Source organism: Caenimonas sp. SL110 (assembly GCF_001044395.1).
Lineage (GTDB): Bacteria > Pseudomonadota > Gammaproteobacteria > Burkholderiales > Burkholderiaceae_C > Ramlibacter.
Genome location: NZ_JANU01000029.1, coordinates 97,499 through 119,509, shown reverse-complemented (window position 1 = coordinate 119,509; position 22,011 = coordinate 97,499). Strand labels below are relative to the sequence as shown.

Annotated in this window: 25 protein-coding genes; 11 read left to right on the top strand and 14 right to left on the bottom strand. The window is 65.6% G+C overall.

What is annotated here, in order from left to right:
* Nucleotides 1-37 precede the first annotated feature (37 nt).
* The 3 genes from AQ12_RS14250 to AQ12_RS14240 form a co-directional block, all read right to left on the bottom strand.
* Nucleotides 38-1,294 (bottom strand): 3-deoxy-D-manno-octulosonic acid transferase, encoded by a 1,257-nt coding sequence (locus AQ12_RS14250; RefSeq protein ID WP_082151607.1) that lies wholly within the window; start codon nt 1,292-1,294, stop codon nt 38-40.
* Entirely contained in the window at nt 1,291-2,256 is a 966-nt protein-coding gene (waaC, locus tag AQ12_RS14245) for a lipopolysaccharide heptosyltransferase I (protein WP_053076741.1), read from the bottom strand. Before waaC ends, AQ12_RS14250 begins: the two co-directional genes overlap by 4 nt.
* Before the next feature lie 177 nt (nt 2,257-2,433).
* Nucleotides 2,434-3,822, bottom strand: a complete 1,389-nt coding sequence (locus AQ12_RS14240; protein ID WP_048440584.1) for a phosphomannomutase/phosphoglucomutase — start codon at nt 3,820-3,822, stop codon at nt 2,434-2,436.
* Between the two features lie 74 nt (nt 3,823-3,896).
* Between AQ12_RS14240 and AQ12_RS14235 the strand changes: the two genes are divergently transcribed.
* From AQ12_RS14235 to AQ12_RS14225, 3 genes are read left to right on the top strand one after another with little or no spacing between them, the layout of a single operon-like run.
* Nucleotides 3,897-5,378, top strand: coding sequence for a DNA-3-methyladenine glycosylase 2 family protein (locus AQ12_RS14235; protein ID WP_048440583.1), 1,482 nt, complete (start codon nt 3,897-3,899; stop codon nt 5,376-5,378).
* A gap of 14 nt (nt 5,379-5,392) precedes the next feature.
* A complete protein-coding gene (locus tag AQ12_RS14230) occupies nt 5,393-5,896 on the top strand; it encodes a methylated-DNA--[protein]-cysteine S-methyltransferase (RefSeq protein WP_048440582.1) in 504 nt (167 codons plus the stop codon).
* 14 nt (nt 5,897-5,910) lie between these two features.
* Nucleotides 5,911-6,810, top strand: a complete 900-nt coding sequence (locus AQ12_RS14225) for a DMT family transporter (protein WP_048440581.1) — start codon at nt 5,911-5,913, stop codon at nt 6,808-6,810.
* Nucleotides 6,811-6,831: 21 nt separating this feature from the next.
* On the opposite strand, the gene AQ12_RS14220 is transcribed toward AQ12_RS14225, so the two are convergent.
* Nucleotides 6,832-7,140, bottom strand: coding sequence for a hypothetical protein (locus tag AQ12_RS14220; RefSeq protein WP_048440580.1), 309 nt, complete (start codon nt 7,138-7,140; stop codon nt 6,832-6,834).
* 135 nt (nt 7,141-7,275) lie between these two features.
* Between AQ12_RS14220 and AQ12_RS14215 the strand changes: the two genes are divergently transcribed.
* A complete protein-coding gene (locus tag AQ12_RS14215; RefSeq protein WP_048440579.1) occupies nt 7,276-8,076 on the top strand; it encodes a hypothetical protein in 801 nt (266 codons plus the stop codon).
* On the opposite strand, the gene AQ12_RS22820 is transcribed toward AQ12_RS14215, so the two are convergent.
* Genes AQ12_RS22820 through AQ12_RS14205 form a run of 4 tightly spaced genes read right to left on the bottom strand, consistent with a single transcriptional unit; the run spans nt 8,061 to nt 8,875 of the window.
* A complete protein-coding gene (locus AQ12_RS22820; protein WP_152682803.1) occupies nt 8,061-8,243 on the bottom strand; it encodes a hypothetical protein in 183 nt (60 codons plus the stop codon). The two genes, AQ12_RS14215 and AQ12_RS22820, sit on opposite strands and share 16 nt — an antisense overlap.
* 10 nt (nt 8,244-8,253) lie before the next feature.
* Nucleotides 8,254-8,406, bottom strand: a complete 153-nt coding sequence (locus AQ12_RS22815; RefSeq protein ID WP_152682802.1) for a stereocilin — start codon at nt 8,404-8,406, stop codon at nt 8,254-8,256.
* A 2-nt stretch (nt 8,407-8,408) separates the two neighbouring features.
* Nucleotides 8,409-8,603: a hypothetical protein gene (locus AQ12_RS14210; protein WP_048440578.1), complete on the bottom strand. Its 195-nt coding sequence runs from the start codon at nt 8,601-8,603 to the stop codon at nt 8,409-8,411.
* On the bottom strand, nt 8,600-8,875 hold the full coding sequence (locus AQ12_RS14205; protein WP_048440577.1) for a hypothetical protein: 276 nt from the start codon (nt 8,873-8,875) through the stop codon (nt 8,600-8,602). Before AQ12_RS14205 ends, AQ12_RS14210 begins: the two co-directional genes overlap by 4 nt.
* Nucleotides 8,876-8,982: 107 nt before the next feature.
* Between AQ12_RS14205 and AQ12_RS14200 the strand changes: the two genes are divergently transcribed.
* From AQ12_RS14200 to AQ12_RS14170, 7 genes are all read left to right on the top strand, one after another.
* On the top strand, nt 8,983-10,161 hold the full coding sequence (locus tag AQ12_RS14200) for an acyltransferase (RefSeq protein WP_048440576.1): 1,179 nt from the start codon (nt 8,983-8,985) through the stop codon (nt 10,159-10,161).
* 127 nt (nt 10,162-10,288) lie between these two features.
* On the top strand, nt 10,289-10,672 hold the full coding sequence (locus AQ12_RS14195) for a hypothetical protein (protein ID WP_152682801.1): 384 nt from the start codon (nt 10,289-10,291) through the stop codon (nt 10,670-10,672).
* Nucleotides 10,669-12,180 carry an oligosaccharide flippase family protein gene (locus AQ12_RS14190; protein ID WP_048440574.1) on the top strand — a complete coding sequence of 504 codons (1,512 nt, stop codon included), beginning with the start codon at nt 10,669-10,671 and terminating at the stop codon, nt 12,178-12,180. The genes AQ12_RS14195 and AQ12_RS14190 overlap by 4 nt, the downstream gene beginning before the upstream one ends.
* Nucleotides 12,177-13,517, top strand: a complete 1,341-nt coding sequence (locus tag AQ12_RS14185) for an O-antigen ligase (protein ID WP_048440573.1) — start codon at nt 12,177-12,179, stop codon at nt 13,515-13,517. The genes AQ12_RS14190 and AQ12_RS14185 overlap by 4 nt, the downstream gene beginning before the upstream one ends.
* Nucleotides 13,514-14,482 (top strand): glycosyltransferase family 2 protein, encoded by a 969-nt coding sequence (locus AQ12_RS14180; protein WP_048440572.1) that lies wholly within the window; start codon nt 13,514-13,516, stop codon nt 14,480-14,482. Before AQ12_RS14185 ends, AQ12_RS14180 begins: the two co-directional genes overlap by 4 nt.
* On the top strand, nt 14,479-15,597 hold the full coding sequence (locus AQ12_RS14175; RefSeq protein WP_048440571.1) for a glycosyltransferase family 2 protein: 1,119 nt from the start codon (nt 14,479-14,481) through the stop codon (nt 15,595-15,597). The genes AQ12_RS14180 and AQ12_RS14175 overlap by 4 nt, the downstream gene beginning before the upstream one ends.
* Nucleotides 15,598-15,606: 9 nt before the next feature.
* Nucleotides 15,607-16,752 carry a glycosyltransferase family 4 protein gene (locus AQ12_RS14170; RefSeq protein ID WP_048440570.1) on the top strand — a complete coding sequence of 382 codons (1,146 nt, stop codon included), beginning with the start codon at nt 15,607-15,609 and terminating at the stop codon, nt 16,750-16,752.
* 20 nt (nt 16,753-16,772) lie between these two features.
* Here AQ12_RS14170 and AQ12_RS14165 read toward each other — a convergent pair whose 3' ends face one another.
* From AQ12_RS14165 to epsE, 6 genes are read right to left on the bottom strand one after another with little or no spacing between them, the layout of a single operon-like run.
* Complete coding sequence (locus AQ12_RS14165) at nt 16,773-17,030, bottom strand: DUF3297 family protein (RefSeq protein ID WP_048440569.1); 258 nt, start codon at nt 17,028-17,030, stop codon at nt 16,773-16,775.
* Between the two features lie 54 nt (nt 17,031-17,084).
* Nucleotides 17,085-18,104, bottom strand: coding sequence for a UDP-glucose 4-epimerase GalE (gene galE, locus AQ12_RS14160; RefSeq protein ID WP_048440568.1), 1,020 nt, complete (start codon nt 18,102-18,104; stop codon nt 17,085-17,087).
* A gap of 4 nt (nt 18,105-18,108) precedes the next feature.
* A complete protein-coding gene (locus AQ12_RS14155; RefSeq protein ID WP_048440567.1) occupies nt 18,109-18,903 on the bottom strand; it encodes a WecB/TagA/CpsF family glycosyltransferase in 795 nt (264 codons plus the stop codon).
* Nucleotides 18,900-19,805: a chain length determinant protein tyrosine kinase EpsG gene (gene epsG, locus AQ12_RS14150; RefSeq protein ID WP_082151601.1), complete on the bottom strand. Its 906-nt coding sequence runs from the start codon at nt 19,803-19,805 to the stop codon at nt 18,900-18,902. Before epsG ends, AQ12_RS14155 begins: the two co-directional genes overlap by 4 nt.
* Nucleotides 19,802-21,169 carry a Wzz/FepE/Etk N-terminal domain-containing protein gene (locus tag AQ12_RS14145; RefSeq protein ID WP_048440566.1) on the bottom strand — a complete coding sequence of 456 codons (1,368 nt, stop codon included), beginning with the start codon at nt 21,167-21,169 and terminating at the stop codon, nt 19,802-19,804. Before AQ12_RS14145 ends, epsG begins: the two co-directional genes overlap by 4 nt.
* A gap of 12 nt (nt 21,170-21,181) precedes the next feature.
* Complete coding sequence (gene epsE / locus AQ12_RS14140; RefSeq protein WP_048440565.1) at nt 21,182-21,991, bottom strand: polysaccharide export protein EpsE; 810 nt, start codon at nt 21,989-21,991, stop codon at nt 21,182-21,184.
* Between the last annotated feature and the right edge of the window lie 20 nt (nt 21,992-22,011).

The window sequence follows — 22,011 nt, the reverse complement described above, 5'->3', positions numbered from 1 at the left end:
TGGATGCCGGGTCAAGCCCGGCATGACAGCCGGTGTATCAGCTCGGAAGTAACGCCAACACCGCAGCGGCGGTCTTGCCGGCTGCGCCTTTGTGACTGGCTGCGAATGAACGCGCGGCAACCGCCACGCGAGCGCGCTGCGCCGGGTCCAGGCACAGCGCGATGGCACGCTCCACACCTTCATTCATGTCATTCACACGCAACGCGGCGCCTGCTTCCTGCGCAAGTTCTGCGGCCTGCGCGAAGTTGAACGTATGCAGCCCCATCACCACCGGGCAGCCGCAGGCCGCCGCTTCGATCAGGTTCTGTCCGCCCAGCGGCTCGAAACTGCCGCCGAGCAAAGCGACATCGGCCATGCCGTAGTACAGCGTCATCTCGCCCAGCGAGTCTCCGATCCACACATCGGCGGGCGCCGGCTGCGCGCCCCACTCGCTGCGGCGCGACACCGACAGGCCGGCTTGCTTCACCAATGCCGCGACTTCATCGAAGCGCTGCGGATGGCGCGCAACGATGAGCCACTGCACCTGCTGACCGCTTGGCTTCCTCGCAGCCAACGCACGAAGCAGCTGAGCCTCTTCACCCTCGCGCGAACTCGCGAACATCACCACGGGCCGATCCGAAGTCGCGCGCCACTTGCGCCCGCGTTCGAGCATCGCTTCATCGGGCGCGGCATCGAACTTGAGGTTGCCAAAAATATCCGTGACGGTTGCGCCGGCCTGCGCCAGCCGCTGCGCATCGGATTGGGTTTGTGCCCACACGGCGCCAAGCGCCTGATAGGCCGGGCGCGACAGCCATGCGAGCCTGCGCGTGCCCGCCAGCGACTTCGCGCTCATCCGCGCATTGGCCAGCACCAGCGGCACGCCATGCGCACGGGCGCAGGCCACGAGGTTGGGCCAGATCTCTGTTTCCATCAGCACGCCAATCGCCGGCTGGTAGTGCAACAGGAATCGCTTCACGGCTTGCGGCGTGTCCCAGGGCAGCCAGCTTTGTTCGTCGCCGGGGCGCAACCAGCGCTCGCCTTCGGCACGCCCAGTCGCCGTGCCGTGCGTGAGCAGGATGCGCACGTCAGGCTTGAGCCTGCGCAGCTCATCGATCAGGATTCCTGCTGCGCGCGTCTCACCGAGCGACACCGCATGAATCCAGATGGCTGCGGGTTGCGCAGGCTTCGCATACCGGCCGAACCGCTCGTCGATCGCCTGCAGATAGCCGGGCTCGGCGGCGCCGCGACGCACCAGCTTGCGCCGCAGGAACGGCTGCGCCGCCGTGACGACCAGCGAGTACAGCGCGCGCATCATGGCCGCACGCGCAACCACGCGTTCCACACGTCTTCGAGCGATGGCGCGGGTGATGCAAACACGCTTTGCTGCCGCGCCGATCCGGCTGGGCCGGTGCGCCAGGCGGTGTCGAAGTTGTAGATCTGCACGTGCGGCAAATCGAGTGCCACAGCAATGTGACTCAAGCCGCTGTCGACGCCGATCACACCGGTGCACGCTGCCAGGCGCGCAGTGACCGAGCGCAGGTCTTCACGCGGCCAGACCTGGGCACGCCGCCCCAAGGCAGCGGCGATGCGGCTTGCGCGTTCGTGCTCTTCATCGCTGCCCTGGGGCAGGCCGATGCTGAATCCCTGCGCGATCAGCTGCTCGCCGAGCGTCACCCATCGTGCGCCCGGCCACAGCTTGTCAGCGCGCGATGTGCCGTGGACAAACGCGATGCACTTGTCTGCCCTGGCCGATGGCACCAGCTTACCCAGGCCATAGCGAGTGCCCGGGCCGATCGGATAACCCAGCGCCCTGGCGCACAACTCGCGCGAACGGGCCACGGCGTGAATGTGCGGCTCGATGCGAACCGCCACGTCTGCGACCCAGCGCGTGGGGGCTTCGTAGCCGGAACCGTCGGTCTGGTTGGCCATGGCGTAACGCTTGCCAAGGGGCGCGAGCTTTGCCATGCGCGACACCAGCGCTGATTTGGTCAGGCCCTGCAGGTCGATGACTGCGTCATAGGCTTCGCGATGAAGATCATCCCTGAAGGCACGCCACTCGCTGCGCGTCTTGCTGCTGATCGGCGACTTGCGCCAGCGCCGGAGCTCGCAGGGGATGACCCGCCGCACGCCGGTGCACAGCGCCGCCAGTGGCGCGAAGCCGCGCTCGACGACCCAGTCGATCTGCGCGTTGGGCAACGCCAGGCGAATGTCCTGTATCGCCGGCATGGCGTGGACCACATCCCCGAGCGAGGACAGTTTGACGATCAGGATCTTCACAGGGCGCGATTGTGCCTGTTGGGACCCAGCTGCCGCTTCGCGGTGGATGCCGGATCGGGTCCGGCATGACAGCCAATACCGGTTGTCATTGCGGACTTGATCCGCAATCCATCGACGAACAGGCGCAGTAGCCGCTTCGCGGTGGATGCCGGATCGGGGCCGGCATGACAGCCTTGCTCAATGCGCGGCCGCCTCGATCTGCGCATCGGGTTTCACGCTGCGCAGCAGCGCCAGCATCTGCCCCTCGATCCGGTGCATCGCCTCGGGCGTGTGCCCCTCGAACCTGAGCACGAGCACAGGCGTCGTGTTCGACGCACGGATCAAGCCGAAGCCATCAGGCCAATCGACCCGCACGCCATCGATGGTGGATATCTGCGCAGGCGCATCGAACTTCGCCGTGGCGATCAGCTCTTTCACCAGCGTGTGCGCCTCGCCCTCCTCGCACTTCACGTTGAGCTCCGGCGTCGAAAAACTGGTCGGCAAGCCATCGAGCACGGCGCTCGGGTCTTCGCTTCTCGACAGGATCTCAAGAAGCCGCGCACCTGCGTAAGTGCCGTCATCAAAGCCGAACCAGCGTTCCTTGAAAAAGATGTGGCCGCTCATCTCGCCGCCCAGCGGCGAATTGACCTCCTTCATCTTCGCCTTGATCAGCGAATGACCCGTCTTGAACATCAGCGGCACTCCACCGGCTTCGCGGATCGCAGGGGCCAGGCGCTGCGTGCACTTCACGTCGAAGATGATGGTGCCGCCGGGTTCGCGCGACAGCACATCGCGCGCGAACAGCATCATCTGGCGGTCGGGGTAGATGTTGTTGCCGCCGCGCGTGACGATGCCCAGCCGGTCGCCATCGCCATCGAAAGCCAGACCCAGCTCGGCGCCGTGCGCCTGGATGGCAGCGATCAGGTCCTTGAGGTTTTCGGGCTTGCTCGGATCAGGATGGTGATTGGGAAAAGTGCCGTCGACTTCGCTGAAGATCTCGATCACATCGCAGCCGAGTGCGCGAAGAATGCCGGGCGCCGAAGCACCGGCGATGCCGTTGCCCGAATCGACCACGATCTTCATGCGCCGCGCGAGCTTCACGTCCTGCAGGATGCGCGCGCGGTACGGCGCGAGGATGTTGATGTTGCGGATGGTGCCCGGCCTGGCTTGCGAGTCGGCTGTTGCGCCGGCTTCCATCGCCGCGCGCAAGGCCTGGATTTCGTCGCCGTAGATCGCACGACCGGCCAGGACCATCTTGAAGCCGTTGTAGTCCTTGGGGTTGTGGCTGCCGGTGACCTGGATGCCGCTCGCGCACAAGGTGCTCGCCGCGAAGTAAAGCATGGGTGTCGTGGCGGGGCCGATGTCGATCACATCGACGCCGGCCTGGACCAGCCCCTGGATGAGCGCCGCGCTCAGCGAAGGTCCGCTGATGCGGCCGTCCCTGCCGACAGCAACTGTGGTCTCGCCTTCGGCAAGGGCCGCCGCGCCAAACGCACGGCCCAGCGCTTGCGCCACCTCTTCATTCAATGTCGCGGGAACGATGCCGCGAATGTCGTAAGCCTTGAAGATTGCAGGTGTGAGTTTCATTGGAAAATTGTAGGGTGGATGGATATGTCCGAAAACGGCTAGTGGCACAGCGCCGACTCTCTATCATCCCCTCTATGACGTCGCCTGTGTCCAACCTTCAGCCCGATGCGTGCTACCTCGCGCTGAAGACACGCGACGCGCGATTCGACGGTCGTTTTTTTACCGGCGTGACCTCCACCGGAATCTACTGCCGGCCGGTGTGCCGTGTGCGCACGCCCCGGCGCGAGAACTGCCGGTTCTTCGGCCATGCCGCGCAGGCCGAGAGCGCAGGGTTTCGGCCCTGCCTGCGCTGCCGGCCCGAGCTGGCCCCGCATTCGGTGACATGGTCGATACAGGACGCGAGCTACATCCTGGCTCATCAGGCGGCGCGCCTGCTCGACGAACCCGAAGCATGGGGCGGCGAATCGCCCACGGCCCAGTTGCTCGCCGCGCGGCTTGGCGTGACCGACCGCCATGTGCGCCGCATCTTCGAGGCGCAGTTCGGCGTGTCGCCCGTTCAATACCTGCAGACCCGGCGCCTGCTCACGGCCAAGCAACTGCTGGCCGACACCAACCTGCCGGTCACGCAGGTCGCGCTCATCAGTGGGTATTCGAGCGTCAGGCGATTCAATGCCGCGTTCGTCGAACACTACGGCCTGAACCCCACGGCCCTTCGGCGCGCGGGCGCTGCAAAACCCGGCGAAGAAGGCTTTGCCATCCGCCTGGGCTACCGCCCGCCATACGACGTGCAGGCGATGCTGCAATTTCTGCACAAGCGCGCCATGACCGGCATCGAACAGGTGAACCTCGAACAACGCAGCGTTGCACGCACCTGGTCACTCGATGTATCGGGCAAGCGGCACAGCGGCTGGCTCGATGCCCGCTTTGACGAAGACCGCAGCCAGGTCACGCTGCGCATTTCCGATTCGCTGCGTGAAGTCTTACCGCTGGTGATCCACCGCGTTCGCGCGATGCTGGACCTCGATGCCGATCCGCAGGCCATCAATGAACAACTGCATCAAGGCTTTCCTGCCGGCGATGGACTGCGCGTACCCGGCACCGTCAGTGGCTACGAACTCGCGACTCGCGCGGTGCTGGGCCAGCAGATCACCGTTGCCGCCGCACGCACGCTGGCCCAACGCCTGGTCGAGCGGTTTGGCGAGCCGATTGCAACGCCCTTTGCCGGGTTGACACGCCTGTTTCCGGAGCCCGCAGTGCTTGCCAGCGCCAGTGGCGATGCGTTGGGTCAACTGGGCATCGTCAAGCAGCGGCAGGCGGCGATCGTGGCAATCGCGCAAGCAGTCGCCGACAAGCGCATCGAGCTGCATGGCGGCGCCGACGTACAGGCCACCATCGCCGCATTGAAAGCCTTGCCCGGCATCGGTGACTGGACTGCGCAATACATCGCGATGCGCGCGCTTCGCTGGCCCGATGCGTTTCCCGCAGGCGACATCGCCCTGCAAAAAGCGCTGGGCGTTCTCGATGCACCCAACCGTGCGCGCGCTGCCGAGGCTGCCTCGCAAGCCTGGAAGCCGTGGCGCAGCTACGCCGTCATCCGCGCATGGGCGACGCTTTGAAACCGGAGTGACACATGAGATTCGACACGTCCATCGTGCGGGCGAACTACCAGAGCCCGCTGGGTCCGATGACGATTGCGGCGACTGCGCAAGGCATCGCAGGTGTGTGGTTCGAGGGCCAGCGCCACATGCCCGATTGCAGCGGCTGGAAGTTGCAGCAAGACCACCCACTCATCGCACAGGCGATCGCGCAGCTGGACGAATATTTCAACGGCGGGCGCGCGCAATTCGACTTGCCGCTCGACCTGCAACACGGCACCGCATTCCAGCAGTCGGTGTGGCAGGCGCTGCTTCGCATTCCCAGCGGCGGCACCACGAGTTATGGCTTGCTCAGCCAGTCCATCGGCAAGCCGGCTGCGGTGCGGGCCGTCGGCGCGGCAGTGGGACGCAACCCGGTGAGCATCGTCGTGCCCTGCCACCGCGTGCTGGGTGCCGACGGGTCGCTCACGGGCTATGCTGGCGGGCTCGAGCGAAAGAGCGCACTGCTGCAACTCGAAGGCGCAGCGTTGGCGCCGTGACCTGAAGGCGCGAATTGAACCACTGGATTGTTGAGTTTCTGTTGCTGGGCGCGATCTGGGGCGCCTCGTTTCTTTTCACGCGTATCGGCGTCGTCGAATTCGGCGCGATACCCACTGCATTCGTGCGCGTGGCGATTGCCACTGCGTTCTTGTTGCCGCTGGTGATGATGCGGGGACTGGGTTCGCAACTGCGCAAGGACGGCAGGCTGATTTGCCTGATCGGTGTTTTCAATTCTGCCGTGCCGTTCGTGTGCTTCGCATTCGCGCTGCTGTCGATCACCACCGGCATGTCCGCGATATTGAATGCGACCGTGCCGCTTTTTGGCGCGCTGGTGGCGTGGGTGTGGTTGAAGGACAGGCCCACGCCCTCACGGCTTGCCGGTCTTGCCATCGGCTTCATCGGCATCGCCCTGCTCTCATGGGACAAGGCGACCTTCAAGCCCGATGCGGCTGGCGTGGCACCGGGCTTTGCGGTGCTCGCGTGTTTGCTGGCGACGGTTTGCTACGCGGTTTCAGCCAACGCCGCGAAGAAGTACCTGGGCGGTGTCCCGGCTCTGGTCACGGCTGCGGGCAGCCAGCTTGGCGCAACGATCGCGCTGGCAGTACCCGCCGCGATCTTCTGGCCGAACCAGATGCCGGGGTTACGCGCGTGGCTTGCGTTGACCGCGGTGGGCGTGCTGTGCACCGGGGTTGCGTACATCCTTTACTTCCGCCTGATCGAACGCGCCGGCGCACCCCGTGCGCTCGCTGTCACCTTCATTCTTCCGGTATTTGCGGTGATCTACGGCGTGGCATTTCTGGATGAGCATGTCACCGGCTGGATGCTCATCTGCGGCGCAGTGATCGTCTCGGGCACCGCGCTTTCAACCGGCCTGCTGGCCCTGGGCAGGCGCGCGCCTGCAAGGATCGCCTGACACGCGACCTGGAGCGGCGACCTAGAACCGGGGCAAGTCGCGCAGGCAGCGGCCGGGTTGCTCGTCATCGAGCGCCAGCGTCTCGGTGCCTTCGGGCAGCACATCGACCAGGACCACAGGGCCTGCGGCCAGGCGTCCGTCACGGCCGGGGAACAGGCTGATGACGGTGTCGCCTTCCATCAGCCTGTCGACCACGTCCGTGATACGGGCGGGTGTCGGACTGAAATCCCAGCAGGTTTCGCTGTCGCCCATGAGGCCCATCATGGCTCCAATGACTTCAGCGCCCGCATAGCGCACCGCGGTGATTCCGTATTTGGCGTTTTCTAGCATGGGCCTATTGTGTGAACGCGCCTTGCCACGCGCATCAGTCAACAGCGCCACCCCCCGTCGGAGCGCACCTACTGCACACCTTCTGCGCGCTAAACTGGCCAGCCACGCAGCAGTACCCGTGCAGACGAATGCGGCATGAGCCAACCCAGTCACCCCATCCAACCCATCACCACCCAGCCGCAGGCGCAGGCCCTGTCCCTGGGAAAGGCGCACGCGCGGCGGTTGCGCGAGATCTACCGTTCCGCAGGTTGGCCTTCGCAGGACCTCCTGGAAATCGAGCTGCTCGCGGCCGGCCTGCTGGACCGCATCCATGCGCCTTCGGGTCACGAATCGCTGCGGGTCACAGACGCAGGCCTGCGTTTGCTGGCGGCAACGCTGGTGAGCAACCGCGCTGCGTTCTCGGCCCACGAGGCGCTGGTCGCCCGGGTCGCACAGGAGATGACACGCAATGGTCGCATTGCGTGGCGGGGCCTCAGCCTGCGCGCGCAGGTGCCCCACGATGACCCGGCAAAGCCGCTGAAATGGTGCATCGCCAAACCCGATGTCTTTTCGATTCGCAACACCTCGGTTGCCAACTACGTCGAGCCCATCGTCCACGAGGTCAAGGTCCGGCGTGCGGACCTGCTTGGCGACCTGAAGCACGCTGCCAAGCGCGCGTCCTACCTGGACCTGGGCGAGTGCTGGTATGTGCTGGGCAACGATGCCAGGGGCCGGTGCATCGGCAAGCCCGAGGAGGTGCCGGCCGAATGCGGGGTGATGGTGGTCGAAGGCGATCGCCTGGTGGTGGCCAGAGCGGCGCAGCGGCGCACCCGCAGTGCCCTGCCGTTTGGCGTCTGGATGGCGCTGGCCAAGGCCACGCCGGTGTCCGGCGCGGATGGCGATGCGCAGGCCATGCTCGGCGATGCGCAGCCAGACCCGGGTCAACCGGCCGGGTGATCGCTCTTGCCGGGAGGCGGGTTCGGCACGCTTCCTTTTTCCGGGTCTTCCGGCTCCTGCCTGGGTTCGGGATCGACGGGCTTGGGTGGGTGAGGGGCAGGATGTGCAGGATGTGCAGGCGGTGCAGTCGGCGCAGCGGGCACCGGTGAGGCAGCGGGCGTGCTCACGAGCGGCTCCTCAAACAACCGGTGGCGTGGCGCCCGGGTCTTCTGGCTCCGCAGGCGGCAGCGCAATACCGAACTCGGGCTCCACCGGCAGCTGGGTCGGATTGGGTTGCTCGGGTTCAGCCCCGGGCTGCAGCGGCTCGGGTTCGACGGGATGTGTGGCCATGTTCAAAAGAGACTTTTGTTGCCCAGACCCTTGCCGTCCGGTGCCTGTTGCTCGGGGGTATCCGCATGTGCAGTGATGATTCTGGCATGCATCTGCTGCTCGCTGAGGTCCGGCGGCGAGTAGCCGTCATCCAGCCGCTGCGGATGCGGATGCTGCGCATGCAGGGTGGGATCAAGATCGTAGGGGATCACGATCACTCCTGGTCTGTCGTGATCCGGTCGGCATCGCGTCGCAGGACAACGCTGGGCTCGTGTGTAAACGCAAGCGCTGGCAGGCCGATCACGGTCTGCAGACGCGCATGCGCCCGGTCCATGTCTGCGCCAATCATTGCCAACGCCACCTCATGCGTGGGGTCCACACGCATCAGTTCAAGGTAGGCCGCACGCAGCCGCTGATAGTCCGCCTCGGCGCGTGAAACCTCCGGCTGCACAGCCTGGACCTTCGAGTGTTCGCTGGAGTTGTAGCGCATGGGTCACATGCTAGGAGCCCCATTCCAGGCGCTGCTGTAGGACAACCCAGACAGCACTCGAAAGCAAGCACCGTTGGGCCCGGAACACAGGGAAAATCTTGCTGGACATGGCATCTTCCCTACCCCCGACCGGCAACAGATTCGAAGCTCTTGATGGCTGGCGCGGCATCTGCGCATGCCTGGTCGTCCTGTTCCATTTTCATGGCTTCAGCCCGCTCTACACATCAGGGCTCATTCAGAACAGCTATCTCTTCGTCGACTTCTTCTTCGTGCTTTCAGGCTTCGTCATTGCCTGCAATTATTCGACCCGGCTGGGCACCTGGGACGAGCTCAAACGCTTTCTCGTGCTTCGTGTCGGACGCGTCTATCCGCTGCACCTGTTCATGCTGGCGCTGCTTGTCGCCTTCGAGGTGTTCCGGCTGTACCGGGGCGCTGCGGACGCGTCGGACGTCTCGGTGTTTGCGGGCGAGACACAACCGCTGGCCATACTCAGCAACCTGCTGCTGGTGCAGAGCCTGAACATTCATGACAGCCTCACCTGGAATGGTCCGGCCTGGTCGATCTCCACCGAGTTGTGGACCTACGTGATCTTTGCGATGGTCACGTTATCGCTGGGCATGCGCAACTGGATGCTGATGCTCACTGCACTGGCCGCCCCGGTGCTGTTGCTGCTGCTGTCGACGTCCGGCATGAACACCACGTACGACTGGGGCCTCATCCGCTGCGTGTTCGGCTTTGCCCTGGGCGTCGCCTGTTTTCGCCTGCACCGCGCGCTGCCGCAAGCACCCGCTGCCACCAGCTCGCTATTCATGAGCTTGCTCGAAGCGGTGGTGGTCACTGCAGTGATCGTTTTCGTATCCTGCGCCGACATGGGGGTGTGGTCATTCATGGCCCCGTTCGTCTTTGCAGCTGCGGTGCTGGTGTTTGCCGCCGAGGATGGCGTGGTGAGCAGGCTGCTTCGCACGCCCGTGCTTCGATGGCTGGGCATGGTGTCTTATTCGATCTACATGACGCACATCTTTTTCGTCATGATTTTTCCGCGTATCGCCAAGCGGCTGGCTGGACAGGATTTGTGGACAGCCATGCCCCTGGACAACGGGCAGTTCGTGCTGGCATTCGGGCGCAATGCCCTCGAGGGCACGCTGTTCTACGCTGCCGTGCTTGGATTGACCCTGGCTTTCAGCGCCATCACCTACCGGTGGATCGAAGTGCCGGGGCGCGAGTGGACCCGCCGCTGGATGCGGCCGTCCGCACCCCTGCCGGTCGCTTCACCGCAGCGCACCTGAACATTCGACCAAGTCCTACACATTGAGTTGCATCTGGTTCCTAGGATGAACGAGGTTCTGCAGTTGCCGTCCATCAGGACTGGTGCACCGATGCAGGCTTTTCAAATTCATTTCGAGGAGATCCCACATGCAAAGTCAGATGGTTGCGTTCGCGCTTTGCATCGTTGCCTCCACGGCAGGCGCCCACACCCTGCCGGTCACGCAAACAGCTCAGACCGACCCGCCGCATCGCGCTGCTGTCCAGGCAAGCCAGACCCGGGCCGCAGCTGCCGAAGGGCGCTCGCAGGTCGCACCAGCGCGTCCAGGCATCATCGCTGCAGCGGGCGCAGCAACCAGTGATATTGGCTTGCCGGTCCGCGAGGGCGCTTCGGTTGCGCGCGCAACCATCGCGGCACCGCTGGCGGGTGACCCCGCGCAGCAGGAGCATGGAAACAGCACATCCATGATGCTGGCAGCGCTGGCACTGATGGTTGGCATCGCCGTGCGACGGCTCCTCACCTCCGACCGATGACCTCTGGCTCTCTGGCGGCGCTTGCGCAGCGCGCGCTCAAGTGGAGTGCGGTCACGACCGTGGCTCGCTTCGTGCTGCAGCTTGGCTCGCAGATCGCACTGGCACGCATGTTGGGCCCCGAGAATTTCGGGGTCTATGGCATCGCCCTCACGGTCCTGACGTTCGCTTCGTTTCTCTCGGGCACGAGCTTCAGCTGGAACCTGATGCTGCTGCCACGGGTGACCGATGAGGACGTGCGGTTTTCTTTCACCTGGCAGCTCATTGCGGGGCTGCTGACCGCCTGCGCGATGTTCGCGGCCGCGCCTGCGATTGCGGTGTTCTTCGACGAACCTCGCGTGCGCGCCATGGTGCAGCTGATGTCGCTGGCATGCCTGCTGGGAGCAGCCAGCGCACCGGCGACCTGCCTGCTGCAGCGTGACCTGAATTTCCGCACGCTCGGCCTGATCCAGCTGGCCAGCTATGCCATCGGCTACCTGGGCGTCGGCGTTGCAATGGCGCTGGCCGGGTATGGCGCATGGTCGCTGGGCGTCGCATGTGTGGTGCAGGCGGCCGTCGTCCTGGTCGCCGCTTACATCGCCCGGCCCCACCCGGTCAAGCCGCTGCTGCGGCACGAGGGCGGGGCCCAGGCGCTCCAGACGGGTCGTACCGTGTTCTTCACCAACATCGTGAACTGGCTTCTTTCGAATCTCGACCGCGTGGTGATAGGGCGCGCGCTGAGCGCGCAATTCGTCGGGCTGTATTCGATGGCCTACAACCTCGCTTCGATCCCCAACCAGCTCCTGCTGGGCGCCTTGCAACCCGCCTTCCTGGCCACCGGGGCCAGGCTGCAGGACGACCCGCGTCGCCTGGGCGAGGGTTGGCTGCTCGGCCTGGCCTGCATCCTGGTGCTGGCGACGCCAGTGGCATTCGTTGCCGCGCTGCTTTCTGCCGACCTGGTCGCACTGCTGTACGGCCCCGCATGGGCCGACTCGGCGTGGGTGCTGAGCGTGCTCTTTCTTTGCCTGCCCGCATGGGCGTGCTGGGGCCTGTCAACGCCCGTCCTGTGGAACACGGGCCGCCGTCACCAGGAATACCTTCTGCAACTGCCCCTGCTGGCGATTGCCGCGCCTGCCTGGTGGTACCTGGCCCCCGCAGGCATACAGGGCGTTGCGGTCATCTCCGCGCTGGTGATCTACGCCCGGGCGATGGTCATCATCGGCGCTGCGCTTGCGGCACTGCAACTGCGCTGGACCCAGGTCATGCCGTTCGTGGCGCGTGGAGCCGTGCTGGCAGCCGCCTGCTCGCTGGCCGTGATCGCCGGCCAGCTCGCGGTGTCCTCGGTCACGGTTCCCGGCGTGGGTCTGGTGGTGGGCGCAACTTGCGCGGTCCTCACCATGCTGATGGTGCTGCTGGTGCGCCCTGCGCTTCTGGGCGACCAGGCGCTGATCGCCATCAGCCGCGTATCGCCGCGTCTTGTGTCCCGGCTGTCCGCGGGCATGCCCGTCACGGCGCAGGGGATCGATCCATGATCCGGCGCAGTCCGGCGGGGTACCTGCACTGGATCATTGCGGCCATGATCGCGCTGGGCGCGATTGATGTCCTGCTGTCAGGGCGAGATCTGTCGACGCTGTTTCTCGACCTCGCCAGTGGCGCAGGATCGGGCAGCCGGCATGCCATCACCCCCTGGCTCCAGCGCCTGGTGTCGGTGCTGCTGATGATCGCCGTGGCGGAACGCATCGCCAATCACATCATGCTGCACCGTCGCATGCCCTCTGCGCTGCTCACCGCAGCCTATGTGACGTACTGGCTGTGCACCGTCGCCGCCACGGCCCTGCTCAGCGCCCACCCGCAGGTGTCGCACGAGTATCTCTACACCATCGCGATAGGAGGCGCAGTCCTGCTGGCCACGGCTGCCGAGCGCGACCGCATCCTGGACACCGCGCGCGATGCGCTGGTGATCCTGCTGGCCGCAGGTGCGCTGCTGATTCCGGTCAATCCCTCGCTCGTCATGGACGCGTCTTATACGCAAGGCCTCATACCGGGCCTGCCGCGCCACGGCGGTCTCGCGCCTCACCCGGTTGCGTTGGGAATGTTCGCGCAGATCTGTTTGCTGCTGCTGCAAAACCGTCCCTACAGGAATCGCTGGCTCACCGCCGGCGCCTGGATCCTGGGGCTGGGGGTTCTGTTCATGGCCCAGTCCAAGACCGCATGGATCGCATTTTTCCTGTGCAGTGCCTGCGTTCTCATCGTGCGCAATGGCGCCGGTTTCTGGCGACGCATGGGCGATCCTCGCGAAGGGGCCTTCGCAGTGGCCGTGTGCCTGGGGATCATCGTGGTCGTCACCCTGGTCGGCGCACTGCTGATTTCCGGCGAGGCGGGTTCGCTGGCCGACGGATTCCTGAGCACGGACCAGGGCGCGCAACTCATGTCAATGACCGGTCGGGACCGCATCTGGGAAGTGGCCATGGAGGAATGGCGTGCAAGCCCGGTCTTCGGCTACGGACCACTGCTGTGGGACGACGCCTTCCGCGCCAGCATCGGCATGCCCAACGCCACCAATGCGCATAACCAGTTCATGGACACGCTGGCCCGCTCGGGCACCGTGGGTGCCTTCGGCCTGGTGTTCTACGCCGCCGTACTGCTGGTCCTGTCGATCCGGTATGCGCCCGATACGGGCGGCCTGAGCCTGGCACTGTTCATTGCGCTGGCGCTGCGTTCAATGACCGAAGTGCCCCTGCTGTTGCTCGGCTACGGCTACGAGCTGTTTTCACACCTGCTGCTGCTGGTATCCATTGCCGCTGCGGCGGGCCTGCGTAAGCCGCAGATCGCAACCCGGCATTCCCACCTCTACCAGGGCGCCCTATGAAGTTTTCGGTCGTCATTCCCCTGTACAACAAGGCGCGCTTCGTCGAAGGCGCGGTGCGTTCCGCGCTGGCCCAGACGATGCCGGTTCACGAGATCATCGTGGTGGACGACGGCTCGTCAGACAACGGTCCCGACATCGTGCGCGCCATCGGCGACAAGCGCGTCAGGCTCGTCACGCAGAAAAACGCCGGCGTCTCCGCCGCGCGCAATCAGGGCATCGCGCTTGCGCAGGGCGACTGGGTCGCCTTTCTCGATGCCGACGACTGGCACCATCCTCAATTGCTGGCTTTCCTGGCCCAGGCCCACGCAGCGCACCCGCAGGCCCAGGTGCTGGCGGCGGGGTTTCGCTGCATGGACGAGCCCGATGGCGCCCGAATCCAGGCATGGGAAGTGCCCGCCGCAGCCCCTGACGCAGAACTGGTCACCGACCTGCGAACACGCTGGATGAAGAGCCCGCCTTTTTTTACCGGCACCGTGGCGGCCCGCACCGAGCTGCTGCAACGGATGCAGCCGTGCTTTGCGCCAGGCGAGTCCTACGGCGAGGACCTCGACCTGTGGTTCAGGCTTTCTGACCAGTCGCCGATCGCCTTGCTGCCTGTGGCGCTCGGTGCCTATCGAGTCGCTGTCGCGGGGGGCCTGGCCGGCGCGCACGCCGGAACGCTTGCGCCTTATCTGCAGCGCATGCGGCGCGCGGCACTACAGGGTGCCATTGCTCCAGACCGCCGCCACACGGCGCTCTGGTTCGTGGCGCAACAGGAAATCACGATGGCGCGCGAACAACTGACAGCGGGCAACCGGCGCGCGGCGCTCGGCTGGCTCTACAAGGCACGCTACGCAGCCTATGGGCGGCGCTGGCAGCTGACGGCCCTGATGGCGCTGTGCCTGCCCGCAGAACTTGCCGGACGATGGCAACAGTGGCGCATTCGCCGTGCAGACGTGTTTGCGCAGCAGGGAACCCAGCCATGAGCAACCCAACTTCAGGCAACCCGTCGGCGCGCGATCATGGCCTGCCGCCCTGCCGCGTCTCCATCATCATCAAGGCCTACAACGAGCAGGCCAACATCTGCGCGGCGATCGAAAGCAGCCTGCGTGCCGTGAGCCAAGTCGGCGGCGAAGTCGTGCTGGCAGACGGCCACTCGACCGACCGCACGGTGGAACTCGCGGGCCGCTACCCGATCCGGATTGCACGACTGGCCCATGCCGGCGAGCGATGCTGCGGCGTCGGACCGCAGTTGGGCTACCAGCACTCGCTGGGCGAGTATGTGTACCTGCTCGATGGCGACATGCAAATGATCCCCGGCTTCCTGGAAGAGGCGCTCGGCTTTCTGGCACAGCATCCCGAAGTGGCGGGGGTGGGCGGCCGTGTCGTGGAGCAGAACCTCACCAGCCTTGAATACCGCGAGCGTGCGCTTCGCGCAGCGCCTCACATGTCACCCGGTGATGTCGATCGCCTGGACGGCGGCGGTCTCTACCGGCGCCGGGCCATCGAAGAGGCGGGGTTCCTGTCGGACCGCAATCTGCACAGCTACGAAGAGTTCGACCTTGCTGTGCGCCTGCGCGCCGCGGGCTGGAAACTCGGTCGCATTCCGGCCGATGCGGTCACCCATTACGGCCACGATGCCCCACCTTACGCATTGCTGCGGCGCCGCTGGCGCACGCGCTACGTGGACGGGCTTGGCGAGCTGCTTCGCGGCGCGATCGGACGGCCCCACATGAAGCTGGTGCTGCGCGACATGCGCGAGCTACGCATCTACTGCGTGGTGATTGCATGGTGGATCACGCTTGCCACGATCGCCTTCTGGCCGGTTTCCGCCCCGGCGCGCGCGGCACTTTTCGCCGGCCTGCTGGTTGCGCCCTTCGCCCTCATGGCGTGGCGCAAGAAGTCGTGGCCCCGCGCTGCGTATTCGGTGACCTCATGGTGCTTTCATGCGGCCGGGATGGTGCGAGGGCTCCTGACCCCGCGCAAGCGCGCCGACGCTGCCATACCGTGCCACATCGTTCGTGAACCCCAGGCGTGCGGACCCGCGGGTCCAACGCCGACTTCCATCCAGACCCCCGCTCGCCAGCAGCAGTACACCTAGGCCCCCAGCATGCACACAAACCCCATCACGCAGCCCGTAGCGACCGCACGCAGCCAGCGCTACATCTACCTGGCCAGTCCCTGGACCCCGGTCTGCGGCGGCATCTACAAGGTCGTGGATTACCTGGTGCAGTCGCAGGACCAGCAGCCGCCTGCCACTGCCGCGCAGTTGCGCCCGCTGGACACGCGCAGTGGCGGGCCTGCCGTTTTTTCGGCGTGGTTTCTTTTTGTCGCGCTGCTGCGGATCATCATGGGCCGCATCAGCGGCCGCCTGGCCGGCGTGCATGTCAACGTCGCCGAGCGCCTGAGCCTCATTCGCAAGGGGTCGATCGTGGTGCTGTGCAAAGCCATCGGCGTGCCGGTGGTCGTGCACCTGCACGCGCAGATGAAGAATTTCTACCACCGCATTCCGCGGCCGTTCCAGTGGTTCGCGCGCTGGGTCTTCAATGCAGCCGACGCAGTGGTGGTTCTGGGGCCTTCGGCGCACAAGTTCGTGCTGCAGGATCTGGGCGTGCCACCCGAGCGCGTCGAGCTGGTCTACAACGGCGTGCCTGAGCCGGTGGTGCCCCGCCGCGAGTTCGACCCGCAGGCTGTGCGCCATGTGCTCTTTCTGGGTCGGCTGGACAAGCTCAAGGGCGTCGCCGACCTCATCGAGGCAGTGGCACAACCCGGCTTTGACCGCGAGCGCCTGTGCGTGAAGATCGCAGGCGGCGGCGACATTGCACCCTACGAGGCGCAGGCACGCGCACTGGGCCTGGATGGCATCGTGAGGTTCCAGGGCATGTGCGATCAGGCACAGGTCGCCCACCTGCTTTCACAGGCCGATGTGCTGGTGCTGCCGTCTTACGACGAAGTGCTGCCACTGGTGATCCTGGAAGCCCTGGCCAATGGCGTGGCGGTCGTCTGCACACCGGTCGGCGAAGTGTCGGCCGTGCTGACCGACAACCTCAACACGCGATTCATCCAGCCCGGCGATGTTGCGGGAATCGCCCGCGAGCTGCAGGCAGTGCTTGCCGATGGCACCCTCATGGAAACGCTGGGCAGCAACGGGCGCGCCCTGTATGACCAGCACTTTTCGCTGGCCCGGTACTTCGCCGGCATTGCCCGGATGCACGAGCGGTGCTTCGGGATTTCGGCGGCTGCCGCGAAATCCTGAAAGGGACGCGGACCGGTCTTTTACTTGTAGAAGGCCTCGACCGCGCCCTTGAGCGTGATCATCACCGGGAAGCCCTTGCGGTCCACCGTCTTGCCGGCAGGGACCTTGATCCAGCCTTCGCTGACGCAGTACTCCTGCACGTCATGGCGTTCCTTGCCATTGAAACGAATGCCGATGTCGTGCTCAAAGCAGGCGGCGATGTGATGGGGACTGCGCGCATCGGCGCAGAGGCGGTCAGGCAGCGCCGGGCGCGATGGTTGGGGTGTTGCTTCTTCCATGGCGCGTATTGTCGCCGCAGCAGCCACTTGCGCAGGATCCACTTGCGCAGGATCTCAGGCGTCGTCGCGATAGCCGTTGGGATTGCCGCTCTGCCAGCGCCAGGCGTCAGCGCACATCTGCTCCAGCGTGCGCCGGGCCTGCCAGCCCAGCTGTTGCCTTGCGAGACCGGGGTTGGCGTAGCACTGCGCCACATCGCCCGGGCGGCGCGGGGCGATGCGATGCCGGACCGTGCGACCGCTGGCCTGCTCGAAGGCGCGCACCACTTCGAGCACGCTGTAGCCGCGCCCGGTGCCCAGATTCACTTGCATGCCTGAGCTGCCGCCCAGCATTGCCCTGACTGCGGCGACGTGGCCTTCAGCCAGGTCGCACACATGGATGTAGTCGCGCACGCCCGTACCGTCGGGCGTGGGATAGTCGCCGCCGAAAACCTCCAGGAAGGGCAACTGGCCCAGCGCCACGCGCGAGATGTAGGGCATGAGGTTGTTGGGAATTCCGGCCGGGTCTTCGCCGATCAGACCGCAGGCATGCGCACCGACCGGATTGAAGTAGCGCAGCACCGCGACCTTCCAGTCGGGCCGGGCCGCCGACTGGGCGGCCAGCATGTCTTCGATCACCAGCTTGGTGTGCCCATAGGGATTGGTGTGGCTGCGCGGAAAGTGTTCCGCGATCGGCACGCTGGCCGGATCGCCATAGACGGTGGCGCTGCTGGAGAACACCAGCACCTTGCAGTCAACCGCTTGCATCGCCTGCATCAGGCTGATGGCGCCGCCCAGATTGTTGAAGTAGTACTTCAGCGGGTTCGCCACGCTCTCGCCGACGGCCTTGTCGCCGGCCAGGTGAATGACGGCCTGGATGCTGTGCTTGCGCAGCACATCCTGGACGAAGGCGGTGTCCCGCACGTCGCCGGTTTCGCACAGCACCTGGCGGTCGGTAACACGTTGCAGACGGCCCAGAACTGCCGGATGGCTGTTGGAAAAATTGTCGAGGATGACCGGCGTGTAGCCAGCTTCCAGCAGCGCAACATAGGTATGGCTGCCGATGTAGCCCGCACCGCCCGTGAGAAGGATGTTCATGCGTTCAGGAGGACGTTCGATCGGCTCTGGAAGATGTTGCGGCCAGTGTAAAGGCACGCGCCAGAAACAGCGGGTTGCCCATCACGTAGCGCCGGAAGAGGCGCTTGGGTTCAAGTGCCAGGCGCCAGGCCCATTCGAGATGCATGCCACGCACCCACCTGGGCGCGCGCGTCGTCTTGCCGCCCAGAAAATCGATGATGGCGCCGCCGCACACGATCAGGCAGGGATGGTCCAGCGCGGCGCGCAGCATGACCGCGACTTCCTCCTGCCGTGGCATGCCCATGCCCAGCACGATCAGCTCGCTCTTGTGGGCAGCGGCAAGCCGCAGGTAGTCGGCCGTCTCCAGGAATCCGTGCGCCGTGATGCATTCACCGCCAGGCGCAAGCTCACCGGTCACCCGCCCGGCCGCCCTGGCGAGGTACGGCTCCTGGGTGCCGAACAGCGCGATCGGCCGTCCGGCGTAACGACGGATGATTTTGGGAATCAGGTCGGTGCCGTTGAGGTTGAGACCCGGCACCTGCTTGAGCAGGCGAAACAGAATGTCCATCCCTATTCCGTCGCGCAGCACGATGTCCGCTTCCATCAGCGCGCGATAGAAACGCGGATCGTGCGCCACTGAATTCATCGCGTGCGCATTCACGAACGCCACCATCAGCGGCTCGCTCGGCTGCGTGAGCGTGTCCAGCAGTTGCTGCTCGCCCTGGTCGCTATTCACGCGCAGGACGCCCTGCGCCAGGCTGCGCCATCGCGGCTGCCACCCGCCGACCTCGGGTGCGGACCCGGATGCGGCGGCGCTCATTGCGGCTGCGCGTTGTTCAGCACCGCGCCGACCATGCTTACGCCGATCTGGCGCATGTCCTGCGCGACCTTGGTGAGGAGCGGCACCGAAGTCGCATCCCTGCAGGCCACCATCAAGGCTGCACCCGCGCGCGAGGCGATGGTGGTCGCATCAGCCCATTGGGTGGCGGCCGGCGTATCGATCAGGATGACCTCATAGGTCGAACGCAGTGCGGTGATCAGCCGAGCAAACCCGGGCCCTGCAAGCAGCTCCTGCGGATTGGGCGGCACTGCGCCGGCCGGCAACAGGGACAAGGAGGGCAGCGCCTTGATTTCATGGATGGCGTCCCAGCCCGCGCGACCCGACAGCACGGTGGACAGTCCGGCGCGTCCGGCAAGTGCAAACATCTTGTGCTGCCGGGGCTTGCGCATGTCGGCGTCGATGAGCAGCGTGCGCTTGCCCAGCTGCGAAAAGAGCACGGCAAGATTGGCCGCAATGTAGCTGCGGCCCTCGCCTGCACTGGCACTGACCACAGCGAGTGCCGCCTGCCGCGTATCGCTTTCGAACCACCGCAGCATGAGCTGGCTGCGCAGCACACGCAGGTGCTCCGCCGCCTCGCTGGCCGGATCGTTAGCTGCAACCAGCTCGTTGGCCAGGCCCGAGTCGGACCCAACGTAGGGCTGGCCGAACTGCAGCGCCAGCGCCGCCCGCACATCGTCTTCGGTCAAGAGGCCCATCGCCACGCCTGACTCACCAAACAGAAGGCCCGATTTCTTCTGGTAGTCCAGGATGCGCTGCACGTTGTCTTCGGTCAGGCGGCTGGACTTGACCAGCAGCGCGCCTATGGGCAGCGCCGCGTCGTGCGTGGCGGCAACGATGTCGAACTCCGCCCGGGAAGGCAGTGGGTAGATCTGGCTGCTCATGCGGGGACACTCCGGTTGGCCAATCTGAGCCGGGGCACGAACGGCAACCGCATCGGCGCCGCCGTGCGCCTGCCTCCGGGCACGCTCGCCAGAACCGGCAACTGCGTGATGACCGACAGGTCTTGCTCGGACCGGACGCGGCGGTTGACCAGTTCCAGCATCAAGGCACCCACAATCGCAAAAATCGCTCCTGCGACCGCAGCGACCAACAAAACGAGAACGCCCGAAGGTCCGTTCTTGAACAACGGCTCGACCGCAGGGGCCAGCCGCATCACATTGGTCTGGTTGGTCATGCTCTGCAGGTGCGACTGCGCAGCGCTTGCACTGACAGTCTCGAATGCCTTCTGGGCCGTATCGACATCGCGCTGCAACACGTTGAGTTCGCCGCGCTGCCTGTTGAGCGAGAGCACCCGGGTCTTCTGATCTGCCAGCGCACGCTCCAGCGAAGCGACGCGCCCACGTCCGGCCTCACGGGAAGCTCCGGCCGTGACTCCCACACGCTGCGACTCGCTGGCGAGCCTGCTGCGCAAGGAGCCGACCTGCGCCTGCAACTGCTGCATGGTCGGATGCGCCGGGCCGAGCGTGGCGCTGCTCTCTTGCACCTTGGCCTCCAGGCGCGCGACCTCGGCCCGCAGGTTGTTCACCAGCGGGCTGCCGTCTGCACCGGCCGCGGCGCCAGTGCCGCGCACTTGCGAGGCCATGACCTGGCTTGAAAGCTCCTTGAGCCGCTCGGTCTCGAAGTCGCCCTGCACGTCGGCCGAAAACAGGCCGGCCTTTTGCTGGAAGTCCGACAGCCGGGCCTGGGTCTGTTCGAGCTTTTCGCGGGCGAGCTTGACCTGCTCGTCGAACCAGACCGCGTATTTGCGCGCCGGATCGGTCTTGATCTCCAGGCTGGTGTCCAGGTAGGCCTGCGCAAACGCGTTGGCGACGCGCGCCGCTTCGGCTGGCGTGCGTCCGGTCCACGAGATGTTGATGATGTTGCTCTCGCGCGCAGGCTTGACGTCCAGGCGCTGGCTGATCGCATCGGCCAACCAGGCCTGGCCATCGGGACGCTTGCTCGCCTCTTCCCACAGGGCCTTCATGGGCGCCTGGTCTCTGGGCAGTTTCTGCGCGACGGCTTGTGCGACGCGCTCGCTCCTGATGATGTCGATCTGCGTGGTCATGAAGCTCGGTGCGAGACCGCCCTGGTAGGGATTGCCCGCCACCGGGTCCAGGCGCACGTCCACCAGGACCGGCGCGCGCGCGGTGTAGCTGGCGGGCCGCACGAGGACCCAGGCCAGCGCCAGTGCCAGCGTCGCGAGCAGGATAAGGCCCGCGACCGCTCGACGCGCGCGCAGGATCGAAAGAAGCTGTTGCAGGCTCATCGGAGCGACCTTTTAAAAAATGCTTTCGCGCACGTAGAGCACGTCGCCCGGCTGCACCACATCGGTCAGCCGGGGCACGATCTGTGTCACTGCGCCATCAGGACCGGCCCTATGCAGTCGCAGCCGGTTCTCGCTGCCCCGTGGCGTAACGCCGCCGCCGGCCGCGATCGCCTGCATCACCGTCATGCCGCGCTCGACGCGGTAGGGCCCGGGACGCTGCGCCTCGCCATAGATGTAATAAGTCGGCGCCTTGCTCACATAGAGCGTGTCACCGCCGGTCAGCACGATGTCGTCCTGCGGGCGCGTGCCGCTGAAGATGGCATTGACATCCACTTCGCGGCGAAACGGCTTGCCGTCGCGCACGCCGGTGACCACCACACGGTCGTCACCCGTCGCAGAGACACCGCCTGCAGCCGCGAGCATGTCGCTGACCCGCACGTTCATGGTCTCCAACGGAAAGCGGCCGGGCCGCTGCACCTGTCCGAGCACGGAGACCTGGTTGCCGCGCACCTGCTGCAGCACGATGTTGACCTGGGGGTCTTTGAGAATCTGCCTCGCCTTGAGGGCCGCGGCGATGCGGCTTTCTGCCTCGGCGATCGACAGGCCGCCCAGGTTCACGCCGCCCACCAGGGGGTAGTTGACGGTGCCGCTTTCGGACACGCGCGCCTCCAGGGTCAGGTCAGGGTTCTGGTAAACCTGCACCTTGATCGAGTCGCCGGCGGCCAGCCGGTAGTCCGGCGCACCGCCGCTCTGACCGATGGCAAGCGAGGCGCTGGCTGCAAGGGCAATGGAAAGGGCCGTCTTCAAGAGGGTGTTGCGCATGAGATTTCTACCGTTTGATA

Coding starts and splice junctions, on each gene's coding strand:
- AQ12_RS14170 (WP_048440570.1), top strand. CDS start 15,607: ATGCACACAAACCCCATCACGCAGCCCGTAGCGACCGCACGCAGCCAG.
- AQ12_RS14165 (WP_048440569.1), bottom strand. CDS start 17,030: ATGGAAGAAGCAACACCCCAACCATCGCGCCCGGCGCTGCCTGACCGC.
- AQ12_RS14200 (WP_048440576.1), top strand. CDS start 8,983: ATGGCATCTTCCCTACCCCCGACCGGCAACAGATTCGAAGCTCTTGAT.
- AQ12_RS14235 (WP_048440583.1), top strand. CDS start 3,897: ATGACGTCGCCTGTGTCCAACCTTCAGCCCGATGCGTGCTACCTCGCG.
- AQ12_RS14180 (WP_048440572.1), top strand. CDS start 13,514: ATGAAGTTTTCGGTCGTCATTCCCCTGTACAACAAGGCGCGCTTCGTC.
- AQ12_RS14195 (WP_152682801.1), top strand. CDS start 10,289: ATGCAAAGTCAGATGGTTGCGTTCGCGCTTTGCATCGTTGCCTCCACG.
- AQ12_RS14230 (WP_048440582.1), top strand. CDS start 5,393: ATGAGATTCGACACGTCCATCGTGCGGGCGAACTACCAGAGCCCGCTG.
- AQ12_RS14220 (WP_048440580.1), bottom strand. CDS start 7,140: ATGCTAGAAAACGCCAAATACGGAATCACCGCGGTGCGCTATGCGGGC.
- AQ12_RS14205 (WP_048440577.1), bottom strand. CDS start 8,875: ATGCGCTACAACTCCAGCGAACACTCGAAGGTCCAGGCTGTGCAGCCG.
- AQ12_RS14155 (WP_048440567.1), bottom strand. CDS start 18,903: ATGAGCGCCGCCGCATCCGGGTCCGCACCCGAGGTCGGCGGGTGGCAG.
- galE (WP_048440568.1), bottom strand. CDS start 18,104: ATGAACATCCTTCTCACGGGCGGTGCGGGCTACATCGGCAGCCATACC.
- AQ12_RS14185 (WP_048440573.1), top strand. CDS start 12,177: ATGATCCGGCGCAGTCCGGCGGGGTACCTGCACTGGATCATTGCGGCC.
- epsG (WP_082151601.1), bottom strand. CDS start 19,805: ATGAGCAGCCAGATCTACCCACTGCCTTCCCGGGCGGAGTTCGACATC.
- AQ12_RS14190 (WP_048440574.1), top strand. CDS start 10,669: ATGACCTCTGGCTCTCTGGCGGCGCTTGCGCAGCGCGCGCTCAAGTGG.
- AQ12_RS14175 (WP_048440571.1), top strand. CDS start 14,479: ATGAGCAACCCAACTTCAGGCAACCCGTCGGCGCGCGATCATGGCCTG.
- AQ12_RS14240 (WP_048440584.1), bottom strand. CDS start 3,822: ATGAAACTCACACCTGCAATCTTCAAGGCTTACGACATTCGCGGCATC.
- epsE (WP_048440565.1), bottom strand. CDS start 21,991: ATGCGCAACACCCTCTTGAAGACGGCCCTTTCCATTGCCCTTGCAGCC.
- AQ12_RS14145 (WP_048440566.1), bottom strand. CDS start 21,169: ATGAGCCTGCAACAGCTTCTTTCGATCCTGCGCGCGCGTCGAGCGGTC.
- AQ12_RS14215 (WP_048440579.1), top strand. CDS start 7,276: ATGAGCCAACCCAGTCACCCCATCCAACCCATCACCACCCAGCCGCAG.
- AQ12_RS22815 (WP_152682802.1), bottom strand. CDS start 8,406: ATGGCCACACATCCCGTCGAACCCGAGCCGCTGCAGCCCGGGGCTGAA.
- AQ12_RS14250 (WP_082151607.1), bottom strand. CDS start 1,294: ATGATGCGCGCGCTGTACTCGCTGGTCGTCACGGCGGCGCAGCCGTTC.